19 protein-coding genes are annotated in these 24,133 nt (G+C 35.1%); 11 read left to right on the top strand and 8 right to left on the bottom strand.

Annotated features, from left to right (window positions below; all coding sequences use genetic code 11):
* Positions 1-35 precede the first annotated feature (35 nt).
* Entirely contained in the window at positions 36-749 is a 714-nt protein-coding gene (locus CPHY_RS19815; protein ID WP_012201824.1) for a FadR/GntR family transcriptional regulator, read from the bottom strand.
* A 353-nt stretch (positions 750-1,102) separates the two neighbouring features.
* Here CPHY_RS19815 and CPHY_RS19810 point away from each other — a divergent pair, with 353 nt between their 5' ends.
* From CPHY_RS19810 to CPHY_RS19760, 11 genes are all read left to right on the top strand, one after another.
* Complete coding sequence (locus CPHY_RS19810; RefSeq protein ID WP_012201823.1) at positions 1,103-2,230, top strand: SGNH/GDSL hydrolase family protein; 1,128 nt, start codon at positions 1,103-1,105, stop codon at positions 2,228-2,230.
* 62 nt (positions 2,231-2,292) lie between these two features.
* Positions 2,293-3,672 carry a CCA tRNA nucleotidyltransferase gene (locus CPHY_RS19805; protein ID WP_012201822.1) on the top strand — a complete coding sequence of 460 codons (1,380 nt, stop codon included), beginning with the start codon at positions 2,293-2,295 and terminating at the stop codon, positions 3,670-3,672.
* A gap of 236 nt (positions 3,673-3,908) precedes the next feature.
* On the top strand, positions 3,909-4,382 hold the full coding sequence (locus CPHY_RS19800) for a hypothetical protein (protein WP_012201821.1): 474 nt from the start codon (positions 3,909-3,911) through the stop codon (positions 4,380-4,382).
* Complete coding sequence (locus CPHY_RS19795) at positions 4,375-5,169, top strand: hypothetical protein (RefSeq protein ID WP_012201820.1); 795 nt, start codon at positions 4,375-4,377, stop codon at positions 5,167-5,169. The genes CPHY_RS19800 and CPHY_RS19795 overlap by 8 nt, the downstream gene beginning before the upstream one ends.
* A 155-nt stretch (positions 5,170-5,324) precedes the next feature.
* Positions 5,325-6,368 carry a protein kinase family protein gene (locus tag CPHY_RS19790; RefSeq protein WP_012201819.1) on the top strand — a complete coding sequence of 348 codons (1,044 nt, stop codon included), beginning with the start codon at positions 5,325-5,327 and terminating at the stop codon, positions 6,366-6,368.
* 144 nt (positions 6,369-6,512) lie between these two features.
* Positions 6,513-8,120, top strand: coding sequence for a PEGA domain-containing protein (locus CPHY_RS19785; protein ID WP_012201818.1), 1,608 nt, complete (start codon positions 6,513-6,515; stop codon positions 8,118-8,120).
* Positions 8,121-8,600: 480 nt separating this feature from the next.
* Positions 8,601-9,536, top strand: a complete 936-nt coding sequence (hflK, locus tag CPHY_RS19780; protein ID WP_012201817.1) for an FtsH protease activity modulator HflK — start codon at positions 8,601-8,603, stop codon at positions 9,534-9,536.
* A gap of 1 nt (position 9,537) precedes the next feature.
* Positions 9,538-10,443 carry a protease modulator HflC gene (hflC, locus tag CPHY_RS19775; protein ID WP_012201816.1) on the top strand — a complete coding sequence of 302 codons (906 nt, stop codon included), beginning with the start codon at positions 9,538-9,540 and terminating at the stop codon, positions 10,441-10,443.
* Positions 10,444-10,661: 218 nt separating this feature from the next.
* Positions 10,662-12,119, top strand: coding sequence for an alpha/beta hydrolase (locus CPHY_RS19770; RefSeq protein ID WP_012201815.1), 1,458 nt, complete (start codon positions 10,662-10,664; stop codon positions 12,117-12,119).
* 543 nt (positions 12,120-12,662) lie between these two features.
* On the top strand, positions 12,663-15,248 hold the full coding sequence (clpB, locus tag CPHY_RS19765) for an ATP-dependent chaperone ClpB (RefSeq protein ID WP_012201814.1): 2,586 nt from the start codon (positions 12,663-12,665) through the stop codon (positions 15,246-15,248).
* A 397-nt stretch (positions 15,249-15,645) separates the two neighbouring features.
* The gene (locus tag CPHY_RS19760; protein WP_012201813.1) at positions 15,646-17,229 is read left to right on the top strand and encodes a DEAD/DEAH box helicase; all 1,584 of its coding nucleotides are present in this window, start codon (positions 15,646-15,648) and stop codon (positions 17,227-17,229) included.
* A 288-nt stretch (positions 17,230-17,517) separates the two neighbouring features.
* On the opposite strand, the gene CPHY_RS19755 is transcribed toward CPHY_RS19760, so the two are convergent.
* From CPHY_RS19755 to CPHY_RS19725, 7 genes are all read right to left on the bottom strand, one after another.
* Positions 17,518-18,246: a YjjG family noncanonical pyrimidine nucleotidase gene (locus CPHY_RS19755; protein ID WP_012201812.1), complete on the bottom strand. Its 729-nt coding sequence runs from the start codon at positions 18,244-18,246 to the stop codon at positions 17,518-17,520.
* A 294-nt stretch (positions 18,247-18,540) separates the two neighbouring features.
* The gene (locus CPHY_RS19750; RefSeq protein WP_012201811.1) at positions 18,541-19,083 is read right to left on the bottom strand and encodes an NADH peroxidase; all 543 of its coding nucleotides are present in this window, start codon (positions 19,081-19,083) and stop codon (positions 18,541-18,543) included.
* 551 nt (positions 19,084-19,634) lie between these two features.
* Positions 19,635-20,033, bottom strand: coding sequence for a Fur family transcriptional regulator (locus CPHY_RS19745; RefSeq protein WP_012201810.1), 399 nt, complete (start codon positions 20,031-20,033; stop codon positions 19,635-19,637).
* A 191-nt stretch (positions 20,034-20,224) separates the two neighbouring features.
* Positions 20,225-20,467, bottom strand: a complete 243-nt coding sequence (locus CPHY_RS19740) for a Veg family protein (RefSeq protein ID WP_012201809.1) — start codon at positions 20,465-20,467, stop codon at positions 20,225-20,227.
* Positions 20,468-21,076: 609 nt separating this feature from the next.
* Positions 21,077-21,496 (bottom strand): protease complex subunit PrcB family protein, encoded by a 420-nt coding sequence (locus CPHY_RS19735; RefSeq protein ID WP_012201808.1) that lies wholly within the window; start codon positions 21,494-21,496, stop codon positions 21,077-21,079.
* 80 nt (positions 21,497-21,576) lie between these two features.
* Positions 21,577-22,809 carry a DUF4129 domain-containing protein gene (locus CPHY_RS19730; protein ID WP_157668764.1) on the bottom strand — a complete coding sequence of 411 codons (1,233 nt, stop codon included), beginning with the start codon at positions 22,807-22,809 and terminating at the stop codon, positions 21,577-21,579.
* Positions 22,781-23,923 carry a DUF58 domain-containing protein gene (locus CPHY_RS19725; protein WP_012201806.1) on the bottom strand — a complete coding sequence of 381 codons (1,143 nt, stop codon included), beginning with the start codon at positions 23,921-23,923 and terminating at the stop codon, positions 22,781-22,783. Before CPHY_RS19725 ends, CPHY_RS19730 begins: the two co-directional genes overlap by 29 nt.
* Positions 23,924-24,133 lie beyond the last annotated feature (210 nt).

Below are 24,133 nucleotides of genomic sequence, written 5' to 3'. Positions count from 1 at the left end.
GGAGTTAATTAACTAACTTATATTTTAACAACTGATTATGTTTGATCTGACTCAGATTTCTCTTTTAGTTGAATAATCATATTTCGGTTATATAAAAGATGCATAGTCATTGCATATTTAGCGCCTGCATAATCATGATTACGGATTGCTTCAAAAACTTGTCGATGGGTTAACATTGTCTCTGTGAGTAATTTTCTGTGAGTAATATTCCCAAACATAGCTACAGAAGAATTAATCATTGGAACCAATGTTTCTACAACAAGATTTCGACTGCATTTTGCGATATAGGCATGATATTTGATATCTTCTTCAAGGTGATTTTGCCCCTCCTTAATCTTTTGTTCTACTCGTTCACATTGAATACGAAGTGCTTCGATATCTTCTGCCGTAGCATTTTGCGCTGCTTGCGATGCAATTTCAGGTTCAATCATGAGACGTACAGAAAGAAGATCTAGGGCTAGCTTGTATCGGTCTGTAATTAACGATAATCCTAGAGGATCATTTTCTCGCCCTTTCCGTTCACAGACAAAGGTACCAGCTCCTCTACGAACTTCAAGAATTCCTTTTGACGATAAGGATTTAATTACTTCTCTTATGGTACTTCTTCCGACACAAAAAGTTTCAGCAAGAATAAACTCATTCGGAAGCTTATCACCTGGTTTAAGCTGATGATCAACAATATAACTAATGATATTATCTTCAATACGTTCGGTGAGATTCTTATTTCCCAGATTTTCATACTGATACATGGAAGTTTTCCTTTCTTTTCATCATGACAAGATAAAATTTTACAAAGCTAACTTGCTCTTGTCCGTCCAAACATTAACTAGAAACAAGTATAATAGAAAGTGTTCGAAAATGCAATCGTATCAACAATAGACGATCTTATTTAATATAGTATAAATTGCTATTTTACTTGGGAGGAAGCTTGGGAGATTACGTACAAGACATGTGCTTATACCAATCATATTACAATTGTATTAATTCTACAAATTTTTCAGTAATATTAAAGAAATAGTAATATATTTGAAACTTTCTTGTATCAATAATAATCTATACTATTGAAGACTTAATTAGGAATGTGTTATAGAGAGGCGCTATCATGGATACTTACAGAGAACAGTTGAAAAAACGTAATCGGAAAAAGAGAAATACTCGTGGAAAAAGAGTAATTTATGCAATAAGTGTGACAGGGATGTTGTCACTTTCCATATATTTATGCTTATCACAAGGGGGGAGCAGTGGGTTTGGAGCAAGGGCTGCAAATTCCCATAGAGCAGAGACTAATATTGAGCTGGGTAAATATAATGTGGGACTGGGAAATGATTTGTACAAACCTAGTGAGACTGCTTCCCAAATAAATGAAACAGGTGAGAATAAGAATCCAATTGATATGAGCACTGGGGGGGACAAAAAGGATAAATCCGATGGAGCTGATTTGGAAGATACCAAGGGGGATATCGAAGAAAAGAAAGAGGATTTAGCAAATAACCAAACTGACACAAATACAGAGGAATCAAATAGTAACAATACGGATGATTCCTCAAAAGAAAATGTAAAAAATGATAAGGCCACAGAGGATGAGAACTCGAAAAAAGATACTTCGGAAGATGAAAAATCAGAAGATAAGAATAGTGAATTTGAGAATGATTTTTTTAACAATACCATTTTTATCGGTGATTCCAGAACCGAAGGTCTTGGACAGTTTGGCGGTGTAAAAAATGCAAAGTTTTATACGTATCGCGGATTGCAAGTAAATACAGCAATGAAAAAGGACTATATTACTCTTGATAATAAACAAAAAGGGAATGTATTAGATGCAGCAAGACAAACTTCATTTTCTAAAGCATATGTAATGTTTGGACTAAATGAACTTGGTTGGGATAGTCTTAAAATCTTTATAGAAGATTATCGTGACATAATTAAAGGATTGAGAATAATAGAACCAAACTGTGAAATTATCATACAAGCAAATTACCCTGTGACAAAAAAATTGAATGATGGTGATAAAGTATTTAATAACACAAATATAAAAAAGTATAACGATTTGATTAAAGAGATGGCTGATGAGGAAGGGGTAGAGTATATTGATTTATATTCATTTTTTGCGAACAAAGACGGCAATCTACCCGATGAAGCGACTTCTGATGGTATCCATCTAAATCCAAGCTACTTTAAGGATTGGAAACATTGTCTAATCGATTTTGGAAGTGGTAATACTGAAATGTAATGCGTATTAAATTCAACTGTGATAGAATAAATACAGATTGAAGTGAAAGGAATTACCCTAAAATGATAATTACTCTTCCAGATAAGGTAAATTATATCATAGAAGAACTGATGTCTCATGGTTTTGAAGGCTATGCGGTAGGAGGCTGTGTTCGCGACTCTTTACTAGGCAGAATACCAGGAGATTGGGATATTACAACCTCTGCAAATCCCTGTGAGGTGAAGCAGATATTTTCGAGAACGATAGACACCGGAATTAAACATGGAACAGTTACTGTTATGCTTGGGAAAGAAGGTTTTGAAGTTACAACCTATCGTCTAGATGGTGAATATGAGGATAATCGTCATCCAAAGCAAGTAGAATATACAAAAAATTTAATTGAAGACTTAAAACGAAGAGACTTTACCATAAATGCCATGGCTTACAATGCCAAAGATGGACTTGTTGATGAATTTGAGGGACTCAAAGACCTACAGGATAAGAAGATACGTTGCGTTGGAAGTGCAGATCAGCGATTTGATGAGGATGCACTTCGTATTCTTCGTGCTGTTCGTTTTTCAGCCCAGCTTAATTTTACGATTGAGGATGAAACACTTGCTGCAATCCGTTTAAAAGCTTTGAATTTAAAAAATATTAGTGCGGAGCGTATTCGAGAGGAACTCAATAAATTATTATTATCAAGCCATCCAAAAAAAATAATGATTGCCTATGAAACAGGATTAACAGAGGTTATTTTACCTGAATTTGACCAGATGCTTGCTACAAAGCTACAAGGTCCATACCAACAATCAAGTGTTGGGGAGCATACATTGGAGGCTTTGCGCTATTTTACCAAGAACCTTTCAAAAGATGTTGAAGATAAGAAACAACAATTGATTTATTGTTGGGCGATTCTTTTACATGATGTAGCAAAACCAGTAATAAAAGATAATAATCCACAAGTACTTAATCAGGAGCATCAGACTAAGGGTGCAAATATTGCGAAATCCATTTTACGTAGGTTAAAGTTTGATAATGAAACGATTGAGAGTGTTACAAAACTAGTCTACTATCATAATTTTACATTTGGACATTCGAAAGAAGATATTCGAAGAGCAACCAATCAAATAGGGGAGAAATACATGCCAATGCTTTTTGTGCTTCAGGAATGTAATATGCAAACAAAAGATTCTCAAGTGATAGAAGAGATGGAGAAGGATCTAAAACGAGCGAAAGAGCTATATCAAGACATGATAGAACATGGTGAATGTGTATCTCTAAAGAGTTTAGCGGTAAATGGAAAGGACTTAATGGATCAAGGATTTGAGTCCGGGAAAAATATTGGTGTATTACTTGACATGCTATTAGAAAAGGTAATTATTGATCCATCTTTAAATACGAAAGACCAGTTATTAAAGATAGCTACAAGCCAGTTTCAAAATAAAACTGACGGGAATAGCTAGACAGACTTCATCTCCCATCTAAGAGGTGGGGAGTATCTTTGTAAGCATATAGATAAATAATAAATATAAAGTATTCGTTATAAACAACAGTTATCTGAGAGTTAATAAGAAAGCAATAAGGACAAGTAGAATAATAAAAAAATTAAATACATGAGGATAAGGCACATGATTTTATAACATTTTTATTCATTGTTAGCATATGATAAAGTAACATTAGTAATTATGAGGAGAATTCTATGTCTCGTTGTTCCTCGATTCCAATTTGCCTATTTCCGATTCAATTTCCTACTACAATGCCAGAGTTTTTTAGCCAGTTTCAAGCAACTCAAACGTTTAGTGTGCAGGCTGATATTAACGATAATGTGGCGGTAACAACTCCATCAATCTGTGTATCAAACATTCGATTTGTACCTAGTGTAGCTGGAACTTCTGCAGAAGGCCAGATATTAACCGGAAAAAATCTTATTGTGATTGGATTTTTTAATACCAAAATTGTTATAACACAGGTAGAGAATGGAGTAAGAAGAAATAATACCTTAGAAAGAGTGATACCATTTTCAACTAATATTGTGGTGCCATTAGAGGATAATGGTAACCATGAAGTATTTTTGGGTTTTGATATTCAAGACTTTTCTGCTATTATCATAGCTAGAAACACACTATTTTGTAGTATATCTTTAGTATTAACATACGACAATTGTGATGATTAAGGATATTCCTTTTCCTTTTGATGATGGTTTGGATTTATGTTTGGCACTAACAGTAGAAAAAGAAGTGGCATTTACTTTTGATATTCTAAAGTATGAGATGCTTGTTTTAAATTTATCAGATAAGTACATGCCACAGATATGGATAGAGATAGATCATCCGAAGTCGACGATACTGGTACCAAACTCGTTCCTTATTCAAAACAGGGGTAAGTCAATAAAAAAGGGAACTGCTATCTTACTATCTTTAGCGCCCCACGAAAGGGGAGTTATACGGTTTGGTCTATGTATATCAGAAATGCTAAGAGAGGATTTTATATCAGTACGTTGTAGAGCTGCCCAAAAAGAGTTCTTAGTAGTTTCTAACAAAGTATATACAAAGATTATAAAGACAGTAGGTAGACCGTGTCTAATAAAACAGAGCTTGCTATTGCCAAGTCAGATACCGGATTCAGGAATAGTTAGGGATATAGAGGTAGATTATTACCACCAGAAATTAATGTTCCTCCCATTTTCAAAAAAAGGAAGAAAGGGAGAGCTTTGTTGTAATACAAGGCTTTTAATCTCTGGTGTTATTTCTTATTCTGTAAAAGTGAATTATCGGATAAGAAATACTTGTTATGAGAGAACAATTGAATATTGTTCAGGTCATACAGAATCAATTATTTTACCTGAGGGTGCAATTATATTAAAACCAAATGTGGAATTAATTCTATATTCAACGGATTTTATTTGTATTGGAAGGAAGCTTTATTGCTGTGTCTTTGGGATGTTATTTTTTCAACCATAAGGACAACCAAAAATTTAAAAAAAAGCTGTTAATCTATACAAAAGTATACAATTTTACATTCCACATAGCATGATTTTTCAAATTACATCATATGATTAGAAAGAACTCCCTCTAAGGGCATTCAGGGAGTATGTTTTCAGTCGGAGGGATGTAATGTGGAGGATAGAAGCCAAGAGGTACTAGGAAAATATGATTTAAGAATCTACAATACCTACCGTACCAGAGGAGCATATGTATTGGAAACTGATCAGGGACTGAAGCTGCTTTGCGGATATGAGGGCGGGGAAGGACGTCTCGAATTCGAGGATACAATCAAGCAGCAAATTGCGGCGAATGGATACGAAAATACGGATGGCTATGTTAGAAACTGTGCTGGTTCGATTCTTTCCGTAAATTCAATTGGTGAAAAGTTTGTAATTAAGAACTGGTATGACGGGGAAGAATGTAACCTTAAAAAAGAGGATAAGATATGTCTTGCAACCTCAAATTTAGCTCGGCTTCATAATTGTATGGTCGGAATTGAAGTTAGTTCAGAGCAGAAGCAATGTTATCAGCAAGGAAACCTTTTTACAATCTTAGAAAAAAGGACAAGAGAACTAAAACGGGTAAAAAGCTATATAAGGGAAAGAAAGCAGAAAAATGAGTTTGAGGTATGCTATTTAAGTGAGTGTGAGCAGTTTTATCAAGATGCCTTGTATGCGATGGAGTATATGAAACAAATTCCTTATTGTACTCTTATGTGTAATTCATTAGACCGGGGTATGATTTGCCATGGGAACTATACTTATCATAATGTTTTTATCTTAAATTTGAATAAAGCCGCCAATCAGTTGTGCTCTGCTGCTGAGGTTCATGAAAGTGATATGGTAGCAACTTCGAATTTTGAAAAGGCAGTCCTTGGATTACAGATTACGGATCTTTATCAATTTATCCGGAAGGTAATGGAAAAAAACGATTGGAACATCAGCATGGGACAAAACATTTTAAAAGAGTATCAAAAACAAAGAACTCTTTCAAAAGCTGAGAAACATTTACTTTATGTATTACTACTCTACCCAGAGAAGTTTTGGAAGATCACTAATTATTATTACAATAATAAAAAATCGTGGATACCACAGAAAAATGTTCAAAAACTTATTACCTTAACCGATCAAATTGATTCTAAAAAAGAGTTTTTAGATCAGTTATTAAAGGCATAGATAGGCTAGATAGGCTGTTGAATTCAAATGAAATATCCATTATAATGAAGGTGTGCCTAGATTAGGCACACCTTTTTGAATTTATGCAAAAGCTACATAAACTGCACAGCAGAATTTTGTTTCTAGAAAAGATGAGGAAAACATATGAAGCATAAGAAAAAACAAGACTGGTCTAAACTCGTTATTATCGGTGGAATTGTTGTTGCATTGTTGGCAATTTTCTCCGTTGTGTTATTTACGGTATTTGGACAGAAAGAAAAGAAAGTAAAGGGGAAAGAACCAGAACCGACTCCTATAGTAAAAGATAGTAGTACTGCGTATGACGATGCTGTAATGGCAGTTTATCTCGAAACTGATACATTGAGGAATAAGCTTAAGGTATTAGAAATCGATAGTGGGGAAACCTTATGGCTAGATTATCATGGAGGGACAAGTATAACTGATAAATACGGCCAAAATCTAGCGGTATCACAGTTATTATCCGGGCAGATAGTAGATCTTTTCTTTAAACAAGGAACGAAGGAATTAGGTGGTTTAAAGATATCTGATAAAATATGGGAAGCGATAGGGGTAACTGATGTATCGGTGAATCCTGAAGCGAGAATGGTATCCTTTCACGGAACAAACTATACATATCCAGAGCATGTTACGGTGCTTTATCATGGAGAGCCAGCAGATATCTCAGATGTACTTAGTATGGACTATGTGACATTACGAGGAGTGGAAGAGAATATCTATGTAGTTTTAATTAATCAGGGACATGGATATCTTGAGTTATCTGGGGAAGAAGATTTTATTGGAGGTACGATTTCTGTAGGAACAACAGCGATAGAGAAAATTACGAATGACCTTAGGCTTACGATAAAAGAAGGAACCTATCCAGTGACAGTAAGAAATAAAAATATGGAAGGGACGAAAGAGGCAACCATAGTAAGAGGACAGATGCTAAAGTGTAATATCGAGGAATTTGGTATGGCAGCCATCATGCGTGGTCGGGTTCGATTTTCTATTAAACCAGAGTCTGCCAATCTCTATATTGATGGGGTGAAAACAAATTATATAGAGCCAGTGGAATTAACATATGGAGAGCATAAAGTCGAAGTATCATTAGGTGGTTACGTTACTTATAAAGGAACGTTAAATATCGATCGTACAGATCAAAGTGCTAATATTACGCTTCCAGAAAACGGCGGATTCAATGGAAACAATAACGGTAATAATAGCGGAAATAACAATGGAAACAACAACGGAAATAATAGTGGAAATAATAACTGGAATAATAACACAGATAATAACAATGGTTATGAGACTGGATTTGATGATAACTGGTCAAATAATTCAGGAGGATCAGAGATAGAGGATAGCACCTCAGATGGTGACGCTGATTCGGATTCCTCTGGATGGAACAATGGAAACGGCTCGGGTGGAAGTAATCAAGGTTCCAGTAACAACGGTGGAAATAACAATGGTTCTGGTAACAATTCCAACAGTGGATCCAATAACGGAGGAAATTCCTCCAATGGTAATCATAGTTCCAATAAGAATAATACGATTACAATTAATTGGATTACTGGAGCAGATGTTTATTTTGACGGAGCATTTATGGGCACCATTAAGAATGGAAAATTAGTGGTTGAAAAACAAATAGGAACTATAGATGTTGATTTGATTGTTGAAGGAGAGGAAGCAAAGAGTTATCAAATTGATATTGACGATGACGGTGCAGACGCTTACTTCTCGTTCCCTAAATAAAAAATGTGACAGGGTGCATGTTAGTGTATGTTTATAAAGATATGTCAATTACCTTAGTTTAAAGGAAGAATTAAAAAAGAAGAGAATAGAAAAAAGAAGAGATTAGAAAAAAGAAGAGATTAGAAAGAAGCAGAGGTTAGAAAGAAGCAGAGATTAGAAGAAATCTAGGAAGTGTTAAGACATATTCCGTGGTTTCGCATAATCTCTGCTTTTTAATTTGTACGAAATTTAAACACTCTCTGAGGGAAGTGTATCCACCATGTGGGTTTGCTAGACGAAGTGTATTCGAACTTATCAATACATTCTATTACCTAAAATTGTAACAAACAAGAAAGAAAATGTATACTTATAAAGGTAGAATCTTTAACTTTTTAATATATTTAATAAAAATCTAATCTGGTTTATCTTGCTTTTCCAGGGATGAATGAGTAAGATAGAACTACAATAAATTCCTTTAAAAGAAAGGGGAAGATAAATAAAATGGATGAGAAACAAATAAATGCAATGAAGAAAGGTTCCAAAGTTGCAGTGATTGCTATCGTTATTATTGTAATTGCAATCCTAGGTGGGATGTCAGCATATTCAATCAATGAGCAGGAACAGGCTGTTGTTACCACTTTTGGAATTCCGAAGCAGGTTGACCAACCTGGTTTACATTTTAAGATACCATTTATACAAAAAGTGAAGATGGTGGATACCACAATTAAGGGTTTTACGATTGGTTATGATCTTAATACTGGGGAATCAATTGATGAAGAAGCCCTAATGATTACGGTAGATTATAATTTTGTACTTGTGGATTTCTTTGTAGAATATAAAGTAACGGATCCAGTGAAATATTTATATGCTTCGAATGATCCAGCGAGTATTTTAAAGAATTTGGCTCAGAGTTGTATACGTTCCCAGGTAGGAAGTTATGATGTGGATAGTGTAATAACTACTGGTAAAAATGAAATTCAATCAGTAATCCGAGACATGATAACTGAAAAATTAATCGAGAATGATTTAGGTATCTCTTTAGTGAATCTCACAATTCAGGATGCAGAGCCACCTACTTCAGAGGTTATGGAAGCCTTTAAGGCAGTAGAAACAGCAAAACAAGGGAAAGAAACAGCAATCAATAATGCAAATAAGTATCGTAATGAAGAGTTACCTGCTGCAGAAGCACAGATTGACCAGATTACAAAAGAGGCAGAGTCAGCAAAACAAGCCCGTATCAATGAGGCAGAAGGTCAGGTTGCTAGATTTAATGCAATTTATCAAGAATATAAAAAATATCCATTAATAACGAAACAAAGAATGTTTTATGAAGCTATGGAGGACATTTTACCTGATTTAAAAGTCATAATTGATAATTCCAAAGATGGAGTACAAAAATTGTTACCGATAGAGCCATTGATAGGAGGAGGACAGTAGTATGGGAGATGTTGAACATATCAAACAAAGAAGAGCACCAAGATTTGTGCTTGGATTCATTATAATAATTGCTGTCCTTGGACTTTTTGTTTTGGGAACATCAATTGTTGTTACAGAGCAGGATGAATATACACTCGTTCGCCAGTTTGGAAAAGTAGAGCGTATTATTACGAAGCCAGGACTTAGTTTTAAGATTCCATTTATTGAAGATACCGCAAAGCTGCCAAACAAAACATTATTGTATGATTTAGCTCCTTCTGATGTTATTACGAAAGATAAAAAAACGATGGTAGCAGACAGTTATGTTCTCTGGGAGATTGAAAATCCACTCTTATTTGTAAAGAGCTTAAACGCACAAATAGCAAATGCAGAGAGCCGTATTAATACAACAGTCTACAACTCTATTAAAAATGTGATCAGTAGAATGGCACAGACCGAAGTTATCTCCGGGCGTCATGGAGCGTTAAGTTCAGCAATCATGGAGAATATGGGCGACGTTATGGATCAGTATGGAATTAAAATTATTAGTGTTGAAACAAAACACTTAGATTTACCAAGTGATAACAAAACAGCAGTCTATGAGAGAATGATTTCTGAGCGTAATAACATTGCCGCTTCTTATACTGCGGAAGGTGAGTCTGCAGCTAAGAAAATCCGTAATCAGACTGACAATGAGATAGTAATAAAAATTTCCGCGGCTAAAGCAGAAGCTGAAAAAACAAGAGCAGCAGGGGAAGCAGAGTATATGAGAATTCTTGCAGCTGCATATTCCGATGAATCAAGAAGTGATTTTTATTCCTTCGTTCGTTCTCTTGATGCTGCAAAGGTTTCCTTAAGTGGTAGCAATAAAACATTAATATTAAATTCTGATTCACCTTTAGCTAAAATATTTAATTCTATTGATTAAGGTGGTATAATAAAAATAGGAATATAGGTGCTACAAATGATTTCAAACAAGGAAAGATTTTGTGGCACTTTCCTGTGTAAAGTAATTATAACTGTGAAAACTTTAATTAAGATGCATGAATATGAAGTATATGCACAAAGTTTTAAACATTTAATTTGTGTTGATGCACAAGATGTTTTGTTTTAAAAAAGGGCTAAAGTGCCAGAATAGGAGTTAGAATGAAGAAGGTATTATTGGGTTTGGTCTGCAGTCTATTTATCCTAAGTATGGTCTCGTGTAAAGGAAAGAGTAATCAAACTGACCAGACAATAAGTGATGGGGAACTGACAGTGACACCAACGATAACAGAAGCAAACATTACGGAAATACCTAACGAAACACCGACACCGGGTCTTATCGACTCTGTAGAATTTAGTGAGAATGGTTTGGAGGATCTTTCAGCAAAGTTAACGCACGATTTATTAACAGAGAATTTTGAAGAAGTCTATTCCTATCTTGAGGATACAGTCAAAGAGCAATTATCATTGCCAGACTTAGAGAAAGCCTTTCATAGCACTGTTGAGCGAATTGGTGAGTTAGTTGATGCTATCTCTATAAAGGCTACAACAACGGGTGAGTATATCTCAGTAGATAGTTTAGTAGAATATACAGAGAATGGTTTAAAGATATCTTATGTCTATAATAAAGACTGTAAGTTAGTAAAACTATGGTTCTCTTACCAACCAATTGAGGAAGAATACGATCGTGAAAAGATGGAGGAAATCGACATCACTATAGGTATCACGAGCGGTGTCACTGTTGGTGAGGGAGAATTTCCGCTTGATGGTATTTTAACGATGCCAAAAGGTATAAAAAATCCACCTGTCGTAGTCTTAGTACAGGGGTCAGGACAGAGTGATATGGATGAAACCATTGGCGGAACAAGCAATAAGCCATTTCGTGATATCGCAAGAGGATTAGCAAGTGAGGGGATTGCCTCTATCCGTTACAATAAAAGATTCTATCAATATATGGATCAAGCCTCCGATACAATGACAATTTATGATGAGGTATTAGAGGATGTTACTTACGCCATTCAATATGCTAAGAGTCTAACAAATGTAAATACGGAAAAGATATTTGTACTTGGGCATAGTTTAGGAGGTATGTTATGTCCAAAGATAGCGGAAGATAATTCGGATATCGCAGGATTTATCTCCTTAGCAGGAAGTCCAAGAAAATTAGAAGATCTATTACTTGATCAATCGATTGAGGCGGTAGAGAATGGTACGGTGAGTGAGTCGGAGAAAACACTCTATCTAGATACTATGAAGGCTCAATATGAGCAGATTAAAAGCCTTACAGAGGAAAACCTAGATGAGCCACTTCTTGGGGCAAACGGATACTACTGGAAGAGTTTGAATGATATAGATACTCCTAAAATCGTAGCAAATCTAACCCTGCCAATGTTATTTATGCAGGGAGAAGCAGATTTTCAAGTGTATCCTGAAGTAGATTTTAAGATGTGGAAGGATCTACTACAAGAGAAAGACAATGCAACATTTCAATTGTATGAAGGCTTAAATCATTTATTTATGCCAACAACAGGAGTACGTGATATAAGCGACTACAGCGTAAAGAACAAGGTAGATGATAAAGTGATTCTAGCAATTGCAGCGTGGGTTAAGGAACATTAGAATTTAAGTAATAAGATAAGGTATTGTAGGACCTGTGAAAGAAAAGTGCGTTATACACTTTTTTGGACAGTTCTACAATACCTTATTTATTTTATCTTTCTATTTTTGGCATCTCTTTTAATGCTTGTATCATGGTTATTTCCCCTCTCAAGTTCTTAGATGAAATACATGAAATATATGAAATACATGCTTATTATATAGGGATAAAATGTAAAATACGACAATTTAACTACACGATATTTTAATTAGTTACAATGTCTAGGTGCTGATACTTCTTGCTTTACTATCAATGCTGCCATTGGAGAAATAGGGTTAATTCTATTTAATTTGCTAATTATATACTAAGGATATTAAACAATTATCTAATCAATCAAAAAAAGTTAAAAACTGAAAATACTACTTGACATCATAATTATATATGTTATAGTTGTAATAGAACAAACAGATTCAGATTGATTTTATTAAAATGGGAATGAGATTAGGTTATAAATATATGTGCCTGCGGGCTAAAGTTTGCAGGCTATGGAAAGGCAGGTTATTTGTATGAATATTAGCAAGTTTACTCAAAAATCGTTAAAGGCAGTTCAGGATTGTGAAAAACTGGCGTATGAGTATGGACACCAGCAAATTGATGAAGAGCATTTTTTATACTGTCTGTTAAAGGATAAGGAAGGTCTGTTACCAAAATTATTTCAAAAGATGGACATTAACACAGAAGTATTTCTTGCTCAGTTACAGGGGTTATTAAATAAACGTCCCAAAGTTAGTGGTGGGGAAGTTTATATCAGTAATGACTTAAATAAAGTATTAATTTATGCAGAAAATGAAGCTTCTGCAATGGGGGACCAGTATGTCTCTGTAGAGCATCTGTTCCTTAGTTTGTTAAAGTATCCGAATATAGAGATAGCGAGGTTGTTAAAGGACTTTAATATTAATAAGGATAGATTTTTATCTGCGCTTGCTTCTGTTCGTGGTAACCAACAGGTTCGAAGCGATAACCCGGAAGCAACCTATGATACACTTGAGAAATATGGTGTTGATTTAGTAGAGCGTGCAAAGAATCAAAAGCTAGATCCAGTCATTGGTCGTGATAGCGAGATTCGTAATGTGGTTCGTATCCTATCTAGAAAGACGAAAAATAATCCAGTGTTAATTGGTGAACCAGGTGTTGGTAAAACCGCTGTAGTAGAAGGTTTAGCGCAACGTATTGTTCGTGGTGATGTACCAGAAGGGTTAAAGGATAAGCGCCTTTTTGCTCTTGATATGGGGGCTCTGGTAGCAGGTGCTAAATATCGAGGCGAGTTTGAGGAACGTTTAAAAGCAGTTCTTGATGATGTAAAAAACAGTGATGGTCAGATTATTCTATTTATCGATGAGCTTCATACGATTGTCGGTGCAGGGAAAACTGATGGTGCCATGGATGCTGGTAATATGCTAAAACCTATGTTAGCTCGTGGAGAGCTTCATTGTATTGGTGCTACGACCCTGAATGAATATCGTATGTATATTGAAAAGGATGCAGCTCTTGAGAGGAGATTCCAGCCAGTCATGGTGGAGGAACCTACAGTTGAGGATACGATCTCTATCTTGCGTGGGCTAAAAGAGCGTTATGAAGTATTCCATGGTGTAAAAATTACAGATGCTGCTTTAGTAAGTGCAGCTGTTTTAAGTAATCGTTATATCTCGGACCGTTTCCTTCCGGATAAAGCAATTGATTTAGTTGATGAGGCTTGTGCTTTAATTAAGACAGAACTTGATTCGATGCCAACTGAGCTAGATGATATATCACGTCGTATTATGCAGATGGAAATAGAAGAAGCAGCACTGAAAAAAGAGGATGATCGTCTAAGTAAAGAACGTCTTTTAAGTCTGCAAAAAGAATTAGCAGAGCTTCGAGAAGACTTTAATGAAAGAAAAGCAAAATGGGATAATGAAAAAGCTGCGGTAGAAAAAGTCCAAAAGCTTCGAGAAGAATTGGAAGCCATTAACAACGAAATTCAAAATGCAGAGTTAAATTATGACCTAAATAAAGCCGCAGAGTTAAAATATGGACGTTTGCCAAGCCTTCGTAAGCAACTTGAATTAGAGGAAGAGAAAGTGAAACAAGAGGCTCATACCTTAGTTCATGAAAGTGTGAGTGAGGAAGAAATTGCACGTGTTGTTTCCCGTTGGACAGGAATACCGGTAGCGAAGTTAACGGAAAGCGAACGAAATAAAACCCTACATCTTGACGAGGAGCTTCATAGAAGAGTGATAGGACAAGAGGAGGGTGTACGACGTGTTGCAGATGCTCTGCTTCGTTCTAAGGCTGGTATTAAAGATCCAAGCAAGCCAATAGGTTCGTTCCTATTTCTAGGACCTACAGGCGTAGGTAAAACAGAACTAGCCAAAGCACTTGCAGAGTCCTTATTTGACAATGAACAAAATATTGTTCGTATCGATATGAGTGAATATATGGAGAAATATTCTGTCAGCAGATTAATCGGAGCGCCTCCAGGATATGTTGGATATGATGAGGGAGGACAACTTACGGAAGCTGTTCGTAGAAAGCCATATTCGGTAGTACTATTTGATGAAATTGAAAAGGCTCATCCGGACGTGTTTAATATCTTATTACAGGTACTTGATGATGGACGTATTACAGACTCTACAGGCCGTACCGTAGACTTTAAGAATACGATCTTAATCATGACTTCTAATATTGGCTCTACCTATCTATTAGACGGTATTGATGAAACAGGTGAAATTAGTACACAGGCTGAGAGCTTGGTTATGGAAGATTTGCGTGCTCATTTTAGACCAGAGTTTTTAAATCGATTGGATGAGATCATATTATTTAAACCATTAAATAAGGAAGATATTCGTAGTATTGTTGATTTATTAATCACTAATCTTAATAAACGACTTGAAGACCGCAGTATTCGTGTAGAATTAACCGACACAGCGAAACAGCTAGTAATTGATAAAGCTTACGACCCAGTTTATGGTGCACGTCCATTAAAGAGATATCTACAAAAGAACGTTGAGACTTTAAGTGCCAGATTAATTTTAAGTGATCAGGTAAAAGAAGGTGATACTATCTTAATTGATACAGAAGGTGATAAATTAACGGCAAGGGTTAAGAGCTAACTGAGGTTTTTACTAGTGAAATACTGGGTATAATAAAGCAGGAAAAGCTTACAATAGCTCAAATTGCCTATTCCTCATCTCTTATCTTTCTGGAAAACGCCTTGACGCAACTAGCTTTTAATGATATACTACAACCCGGAGTATTATCGGAATAAACATTTACACTAAATGAAAAGGGAGTGTTGTAAGATTCACCCTGAATCAATGGGTAATTGAATTGATCATGGTAATTTTACAGCACTTTTTGTGCGTATACATCGGGTTTAGATAGATAGAAGTGGAGATACTTTAAATGTTTCCAAGGACGCGGTGTCAACCATGCTGCGTAGAAATTTCCGATATAACATTGTGGATAGGCGCATGGTGCTTTCTGTGCGTTTGAGAAAGGAAGTAAGGAATGACAATTAGATTTGATGAAATGGAGTTACAAACTCCGATTATTAGAGCAATCGAGGAGCTTGGTTATGAAGAAATGACACCGATTCAGGCTCAAGCAATACCGGTTGTTTTAGAGGGGAAAGATATCGTAGGTCAGGCTCAGACTGGTACTGGAAAGACTGCTGCGTTTTCTATTCCAATATTGCAAAAAATCGACCCAAAGGTAAAGGGTCTTCAGGCAGTTATACTTTGCCCAACAAGAGAGCTTGCAATTCAGGTATCTGATGAGATGCATAAATTCTCTAAGTTTATGCATGGGATTAAAGCAATACCGATTTACGGTGGCCAAGACATTACGAGACAGATTCGTTCACTAAAAGCAGGAGTTCAGATTGTAATCGGTACTCCAGGTCGTGTTATGGATCACATGAGAAGAAAAACAGTAAAGTTTGATAAGGTTTCTATGATTGCTTTAGATGAGGCGGATGAGATGTTAAACATGGGATTCCGTGAAGATATTGAGACTATCTTAAAGGAAATGCCAGAAGACCGTCAAACATTATTATTCTCAGCTACTATGCCTCAGCCAATTATGGATATTGCAAGAACATATCAAAAGGACGCTACTATAGTAAAGGTAGTAAAGAAAGAGTTAACAGTTCCAAAGATAGAGCAATACTACTACGAAGTAAGACCTAAGAATAAGGTTGATGTATTATCTAGATTATTAGATATGTATTCTCCAAAGCGTTGCTTAGTATTCTGTAACACAAAGCGTCAGGTAGATGAATTAGTTACTGCATTATCTGGCCGAGGATTCTTTGCAGAAGGTCTTCACGGTGATTTAAAGCAGCAGCAAAGAGACCGTGTTATGAGTTCTTTCCGTACTGGTAAAGCAGAAATCCTAGTTGCTACCGATGTAGCAGCAAGAGGTATTGACGTAGATGATGTGGAAGCAGTATTTAATTATGATGTACCACAGGATGAAGAATATTATGTACACCGTATTGGACGTACCGGTAGAGCAGGAAGAACTGGACGTGCATTTACTTTAGTAGTTGGAAAAGAAGTATATAAATTAAGAGATATCCAGCGTTATTGTAAAACTAAGATTAAAGTTATGCCTATTCCATCTGTTAATGATGTAACAGCAGTTAAGGCAGAAAAAATCTTAGACCGCATTAATGAGCTAATGGATGCAGAAGATTTAACAAAAATGATTTCCATTATCGAAGCTAAGATAAATGAATCAGATTATACAGCTCTTGATGTCGCAGCCGCATTCTTAAAGATGGCAATGGGAAGTGATAGTCAACCAGAAGAACAAGCAGTTCCTGACTTTGGTGATACTGGAGCTGAGCAAGGAATGGTTCGTTTATTTATCAATCTTGGTAAAAAGCAAAACATTAGACCAGGTGACATCCTAGGTGCGATTGCAGGCGAGACAGGAATGCCAGGAAAGCTTATTGGTAGCATCGATATGTATGACAAATATACCTTTGTTGAGGTACCTAGAGAATATGCAGCAGATGTCATTCAAGTGATGAAGGAATCAAAGATTAAAGGTAAATCGATTAATATAGAACCAGCGAACCATAAGTAATCTTTTGAAATATCTTTATAACTAAGGTATGGTGTTAGATGGACTAATATTAGTTTGCAAGAATGAATGAATACTTTTACGAATTAAAACAAAGAGAAATCAGTAGAGCTAGTTTATTAGCTAACTTGCTTTTGTTTATAAGAAAAAAGAGAACTAAGGATTGAGTCCTAGTTCTCTTTTTTGTGTGGTAAGGATAAGTTCGTGAACGTGCTTTTCTGTTTACGAGAAAATCATGAAGTTACCGATAAATAAAAAATCTCCGAGGTAGGTGTGCTAGCCTTGTAGGTTCTAAACAATTTGATACAGTTCCTCTAACTTGTGGATTTCATAGGTTATAGTTACATCTATTCTTTTTTCTACGTGCCTTGGATTAAACCAACAAGTATCAATACCGATGTTATTGCCACCTTTGATATCAGAAGTAAGGCTATCTCCAATAATTAGAGTAGTTTCAGGAGAAAATTCAGGAATACGAGCAATACAATAATGGAAAAATTCCACTTGTGGTTTTTGATATCCGGTCATTTCTGAGATAAATATATCTTCAAAAAGAGGGAATAGGCCGGAGGCATTTAAGCGGTCTTGCTGGGTAGTGGCCACGCCATTCGAGACAATATAAACACGATGAGTTTTACGAAGAGTTTCAATTAGCTCTTTAGCCCCAGGTATTAAGTTGTGACCCGTTGCAAGTTTTGCTTGATATAGTGGTTCAAGATCCGTAGAATCGATTGGCTTTCTTCCAAATGTTAGATTCCTAGGGGCAATTCCTCTTTTTTGTAATGCATCAAATACTGTTACAAAGCGCGTTTGCAGGATATCATTTCGAGAAATTTCACCTCTTTCGAAAGCTTCCCATAAACCATGATTAATTTCATGGTAGAAAGAAAGAATCTCCTCGGTAAGAGGTACGTTAACTTGTTCAAAAATATAAGATAATGCATCTTGCTCGGATGCTTTAAAGTCTAATAAGGTATCATCGGCATCAAAAAGAAGTGTGGTATAGCGGTATGATTTCATATGAATATTCTCCTAAATAAGTTCTGTTTATTTTTAGGTATTATAGCATGGACATGATAAAGACGCAAATATTGTTTTAGGTTCTATACTATATGTCGGAATATGTAATAAATAATAAATCACTATTCTAACATATAGTATTATAAAGAAGAAAGGCAAGACATCTATGGGGGTAGACGTCTTGCCTTTCTTCTTAGGGGAGTATAGAATATTTCGCCAAGGGAGGGCGAGTAATCTAGTAACTGGAGTAATACCGGGGAGTGCATTACTCCAAGGGAACAAGCATGGTTTTAATTATTGAAAATATCTCTGTAGTAAGCCTAAGAATGCCTTACCATGTCTAGCTTCATCTTTAGCCATCTCATGTACAGTGTCATGAATTGCATCAAGATTAGCTTCTTTTGCACGCTTAGCAAGATCAAACTTACCAGCTGTAGCACCATTTTCAGCAGCTACTCTTAACTCTAAGTTCTTCTTTGTGCTGTTAGTTACTACTTCACCAAGTAATTCTGCAAATCTGGAAGCATGATCAGCTTCTTCATGAGCTGCCTTCTCATAGTATAAACCGATTTCTGGGTAGCCTTCTCTATGAGCTACTCTTGCCATTGCAAGGTACATACCTACTTCAGCACACTCACCAGTAAAGTTATCTCTTAAATCCTTAAGAATATCTTCGCTAACACCCTGAGCAACACCAACTACGTGCTCAGCTGCCCATGTAAGATCGCTAGACTGTTCAGTAAACTTATCAGCACCAGCCTTACAGATTGGACAAACTTCAGGAGCAGAATCTCCTTCATGAACATAACCACATACATTACATACAAACTTTTTCATACTTATAATCTCCTTTTCATTTCAATACTTATTTTTTTAACAGACCTAAGAATAAGGTTCTGTTTATAGCGGCAATAGAAAGAATGTAATAAATTTGTTTTAGTGACTTCCTATTGTTGTTAATGATCTTCTAAATTAGTAATCATTACTGATATCATTATGATATACCATAAGAAAAGAAATGTCAATACCTCTTTTCAAACTTTTTAAATTAATTTCTGGGCTCCTCCACTTGTATTCCTAGTATCGTTCATTTCTTATAAGATAGTGAAATAGAAACGAAGGAGGGGTCATGAAAAGAAACAATATATAATATAAGAAACTAAAAGCCTTAATATATATATGTATCAAGGCAGATTAATATATATGTATCAAGGCAGGTTAATATGATGTTTTAAATGATTAATAATCAAAGGCAGTAATCCTTCTTTAACGTAAAAAAAACCAGGATACTTTCCTATAGAAAAGCTCCTGGTTTTTTATTTTTACACAACGAGAGAATTACGTAATCTCTATTTATCTGCTAACTCAGCTGAAGCAGCTTGCTTACTTTAACTATTGGAAGTCTTAGTGGTGCATTCTGGACAAGAGCCATAGAAGAAAGCAGTATGCCCTTCAATTTTACCCGCAAAATTTGCTCCTGCTAAGGTATCGATATGATCCAGAGATAATGCAGGAAGATCCATCACTTTATTACAAGTGGTGCATATAAAGTGGTAATGCGGTTTTGTTGTCCCATCAAAATGGTCACATCCGTCGCCGCAGCTGATTTTTAGTACTTCGCCTTGCTCAACCAAAAGATTCAGATTACGATAAATGGTTCCTAAGCTTACATTAGGATAAGTTTCACGAACCTTCAAATAAATGGTATCAGCAGTAGGGTGCTCTTTCGTATGAGCAAGATAATCTTTGATGGATTCTCTCTGTCTACTATATTTCGTTGTTTGCAAGCCTGACTCCTTTCTAAATATTAATTATATTAATAATGATTACTAATTATATAGAAAAATACGTAACATGTCAATGTGTAAAAATAGAAAAGATGCCAAATATGATATACCACAAATAAGTGGAAATATCATGAAATGACATCTTTATATGTTAGGGTTTCCTTATATTAATAGGTATTCTGACACTCAGATTAACAGAGTACCAATTCTACTTCCTTGGTTAAAACGTCGGTATAACTAAAGGACATTGTCTTCACGGACTCGGCGAGTTCACCTTCCACCTGAATTAAGAATACGCATGGATAAGTTTGAGCAATAATACCCTCAGCGATATCTACTTTATTACGTCCTTTATTTGCTTTGATTTTTACCCTTCTCCCTACGTTATTAACTACAGTGTTTCTTACCTTGCACATGTTTTCTGGTTGCTTCATTATTATACTCCAATCTGCAGTACGGTCTGTGAAACTTGACGCTTTACATGCCTGTTATAGTAAGTGTTACGAACCATAGGCCATTGGTTTCTAAATAAAGCTTAGGTTTGTCCGTTATTTTGGAAAACCAAAAATATATTCAGAAAACCATCTGACATAGTATTACATTAAGTTATAACTAGTAGTCAAGACATATCCAAAAACTAACAAATTCATAATGATACTATAGCATACAAGGGTATCAAAGTCAAATAAGGGGGAGAATGTAGGTTCGATTTTTTTGAATTAAATAATAATATTGCACAACAAATAACTGTAATACTATGCATATTGTTATTTAGATTTTTATTGATTGGGTAGTAAGAACTAGAATTAGAAGAAATAATGCACAATCTTACCAAGAAATACATGAGCATTAATAACAAAAATATAGAAAATACTAAATAAATTACCGTCCATATACTATATGTGGTTTATTTAGTTTTTAGTAACACTAAATATTGTTGTTATGTTTATTTTTATTCAACAAATAAAAAATACGCTTCGTGAACTTTTCGTTGTCATGAATAAAAAAGCAAAGCATTGATTGTAATGCTTTGCTTTTTCTTATTATTGAAAGCAAACTTCATTATCCATAAATTCTGTTTTAATAACGACATATGGGTAGGTGATGTTCTGAGTTACAGGTTCATTTTTTCCAGGACCTATTAAGCTGGTTTTAACATAGATCCAATTACCAGCAAGATATAGTTCATCAACAGAGATGCTATAGCCGCCACTTTTTTGTGCTCCATAACCTTGCACTATGTAGAGATAATCTTCATTTTCATAAGTTAATTTAAAAGGATTGGCTTTCTTATCTTCGATGCATTTTAATAATTTATCTGGTAGATCAGCATTCTCTACAACGGTAAATTCTAAATCTCTTTCTTTTTCTGGTGTGCCATTTGTTTTCTTACATGAAATCAGTAAAGCACTTAATACTAGAAGGCATGAGAAAAGAAGAAACTGTTTTATAATATGTTTCATATGGTGCTACTCCGAATAATTCTTATTCTATCTTATGATAAAAATTTTAGAACTATACGTAAACATAGGATAATCTATTATCATAAATAAGTTTTTGCTTTTTTTGCATCTTCTTTTGTCATAGATTCATTGCTATATCGAGCTTGATTATAGAAGGTTGTAAGTTCTGTTAGTCCTTTCTCGGCTAAGGGGTCAGAGGTATTGGCACGCTCATTTGGTGTTAGTGACGGATCAAAATTCTTATTTTTAATTATGAAGCGCTTTATTTTCTTCTTATAATAGTACCTTATTTTTTGATTATTATCACCTTTCATATCAACATTTTCCGCTTTAAGCTTTTTTCTATTAAGCCGTTCTGTGGTTACGATAACGGAAAAGTCATCCTCCTCTGTAAAAGAAGCAGGAGTATGATGATAAAGGTACTTTTTTATAAAATGATATAATACTACGGAAACCGTAATGACAATTCCGGTAATAAGTGCAAAGGAAACAATATAAATAATAACATCCTGAATCAAGTTAACGATTGGGTTTGTAGTCGTTTTTGGTAAAGGTATTTGTTGTATATTAGGTTGAATTATTTCTTCTCTCTCTGGTATGGCAGGAGCACTATGAAATAAACTGATAAGAAAAGAGAGGAATGCTTTAAGTCCTTGCCCTATGAGACCGAATACATAGGATAAAAAAGCTTCTATCGGTTTATATCGAAGAAATAAGGTTCCAAAAAGGAGAATACTACAAATACTAAAAACAATACGGTTATTACTTTTTAGGATTTCCTTTGTTGGAGTATACCCAGTAACTTCCTTTATTGGTTCGATGTACTTTGTATTCTTTAAATAAGAACAAATAAGTGCAAGAGTTAAGTATAAAATTCCATAGTAATAAGAGAGCGTTTGATAATTACCGAAATCACTTCTACCTAAATACCAATAAAGGATAGGATAGGCAAACGTGATTGGTAATGGCATGTCCATAACTTTAGACCTTGTCATATCGCACCAAAACAAAATATCAAATACGATCAGAAAAAACCATAGAATAATACACAGGGACTTATCTAGTATAGGAATTGACAGGTAGAATAACAAAACCAACATCGCCAAATGTGGTAGTAGAAAAATAAAAAAATTCTTTCTCACATAGCTATTGATTAGATAAGAAGATATCAGAAGAATAGCATAGAAAGCGGACTGCCTTACTATAGTTGTTTGTTTAGTATATTGAAAAAATAGAGTTGTCAATGTGCAGCAAACAAGTAATAACATGCCAAGATGGAATACATCAAGTAGTTTCTGATAACGTTGTTTCAAGATAGTCCACCTCCCATATCATAGAATTAGGAATCGATGTTTCCAATATCTCCACAGACTTAAGTGCTGGAATAATATAAAAACAAGAATAGCCGCAATCCATAAGCTTTTGATAGACTTCTAATAAGTCAGGCTTTCGATAATTTGATATTAATATTAGTTGATGGGATATTTGGTCCTGCACCGAAAATTGTTCGAGTGTTGAGGTAAAGTTATCAACTGGCTTCTTTAAGTCTATTCTTGCTAAAGAGATGCCAAGTTGAGTTAAATAATGTCTGCCACTTCCAGCTTCCATCTTTATAGTCTGGTTTGTGAAAATGTCCTTACCATTACATATAAATCGCACCGGTATATTCGTCTCATTTAACATAGAAGCAAGGGAATAAGCAATACGTATGCCTTCTTCCAGTAAATCTTCTTGATGTAAAACAAGATTGGGGTCAAGATTTAGGTAAATGGATACATTTTGCCACGTCGTCGGAAAGTGGGTATTTACCTTTAAGTGTCCTGTCCTTGCGGTTTGCTTCCAGTTCACATGTCTTATATTATCGTATGGTTCATAATTGCGTATACTTTTTAATTCAAATGGGTCTTCTGTTAATGCAGCCTGATGGATGATAGACTGCAATGCTGATATCAGATTCTTTGGATAATGCAGCGGGGAAATTGTACCCGGTAGGACGTGAATCATACTATCACATGGTATTTGATTTGCAAGTATTCCAGATAAGAATAAATCACGGGAAATTAAATCAATGCGATTGATGGAATAACAGCCTCTTTTGCTACATAAAAATGGGTACTTTCTCGTGATTTTTTGATATGGAATAATTGAGTAAACATTATGACGATAATACTGATCTGTAACGTCTGCATTACTCTCTTTTCCAAATAAAAAGTACTTCGAGGCTGAAAACTTAACACGAAGGAGGGGGATAGGTAAAAATTTATTATTCTCAACAGATTCGATGAGATAAGTCTTTTGTCCTTCGGTTACAAAGTTATCTTCAAAAGATAACGTTACTCTCAATCTATAATCCCAATACTTCGCGTATAAATAGTGTTGAATGTAGTACACAAAACCAAAGAGAAGAAATGATGTTATAATTCTCATATGAACTCCCATCTGCGTGTTTTAGGTACACATACATGTCAAGTACACATACATGTCAAGTACACATATATATCAAGTACACATATATATCAAGTACACATACATATTAAGTACACCCATTGAATACCACATCTTCTTGCAAATGCAGTAATGTTATATTGAAGAAACGTGTAATTTTTTATCCCACACTAACTTCGTTTCAATGTTTAG

The organism is Lachnoclostridium phytofermentans ISDg, from assembly GCF_000018685.1.
Lineage (GTDB): Bacteria > Bacillota > Clostridia > Lachnospirales > Lachnospiraceae > Lachnoclostridium > Lachnoclostridium phytofermentans.
The sequence above is the reverse complement of the archived record's forward strand: the minus strand, read 5'-3'. Positions and strand labels throughout refer to the sequence as shown.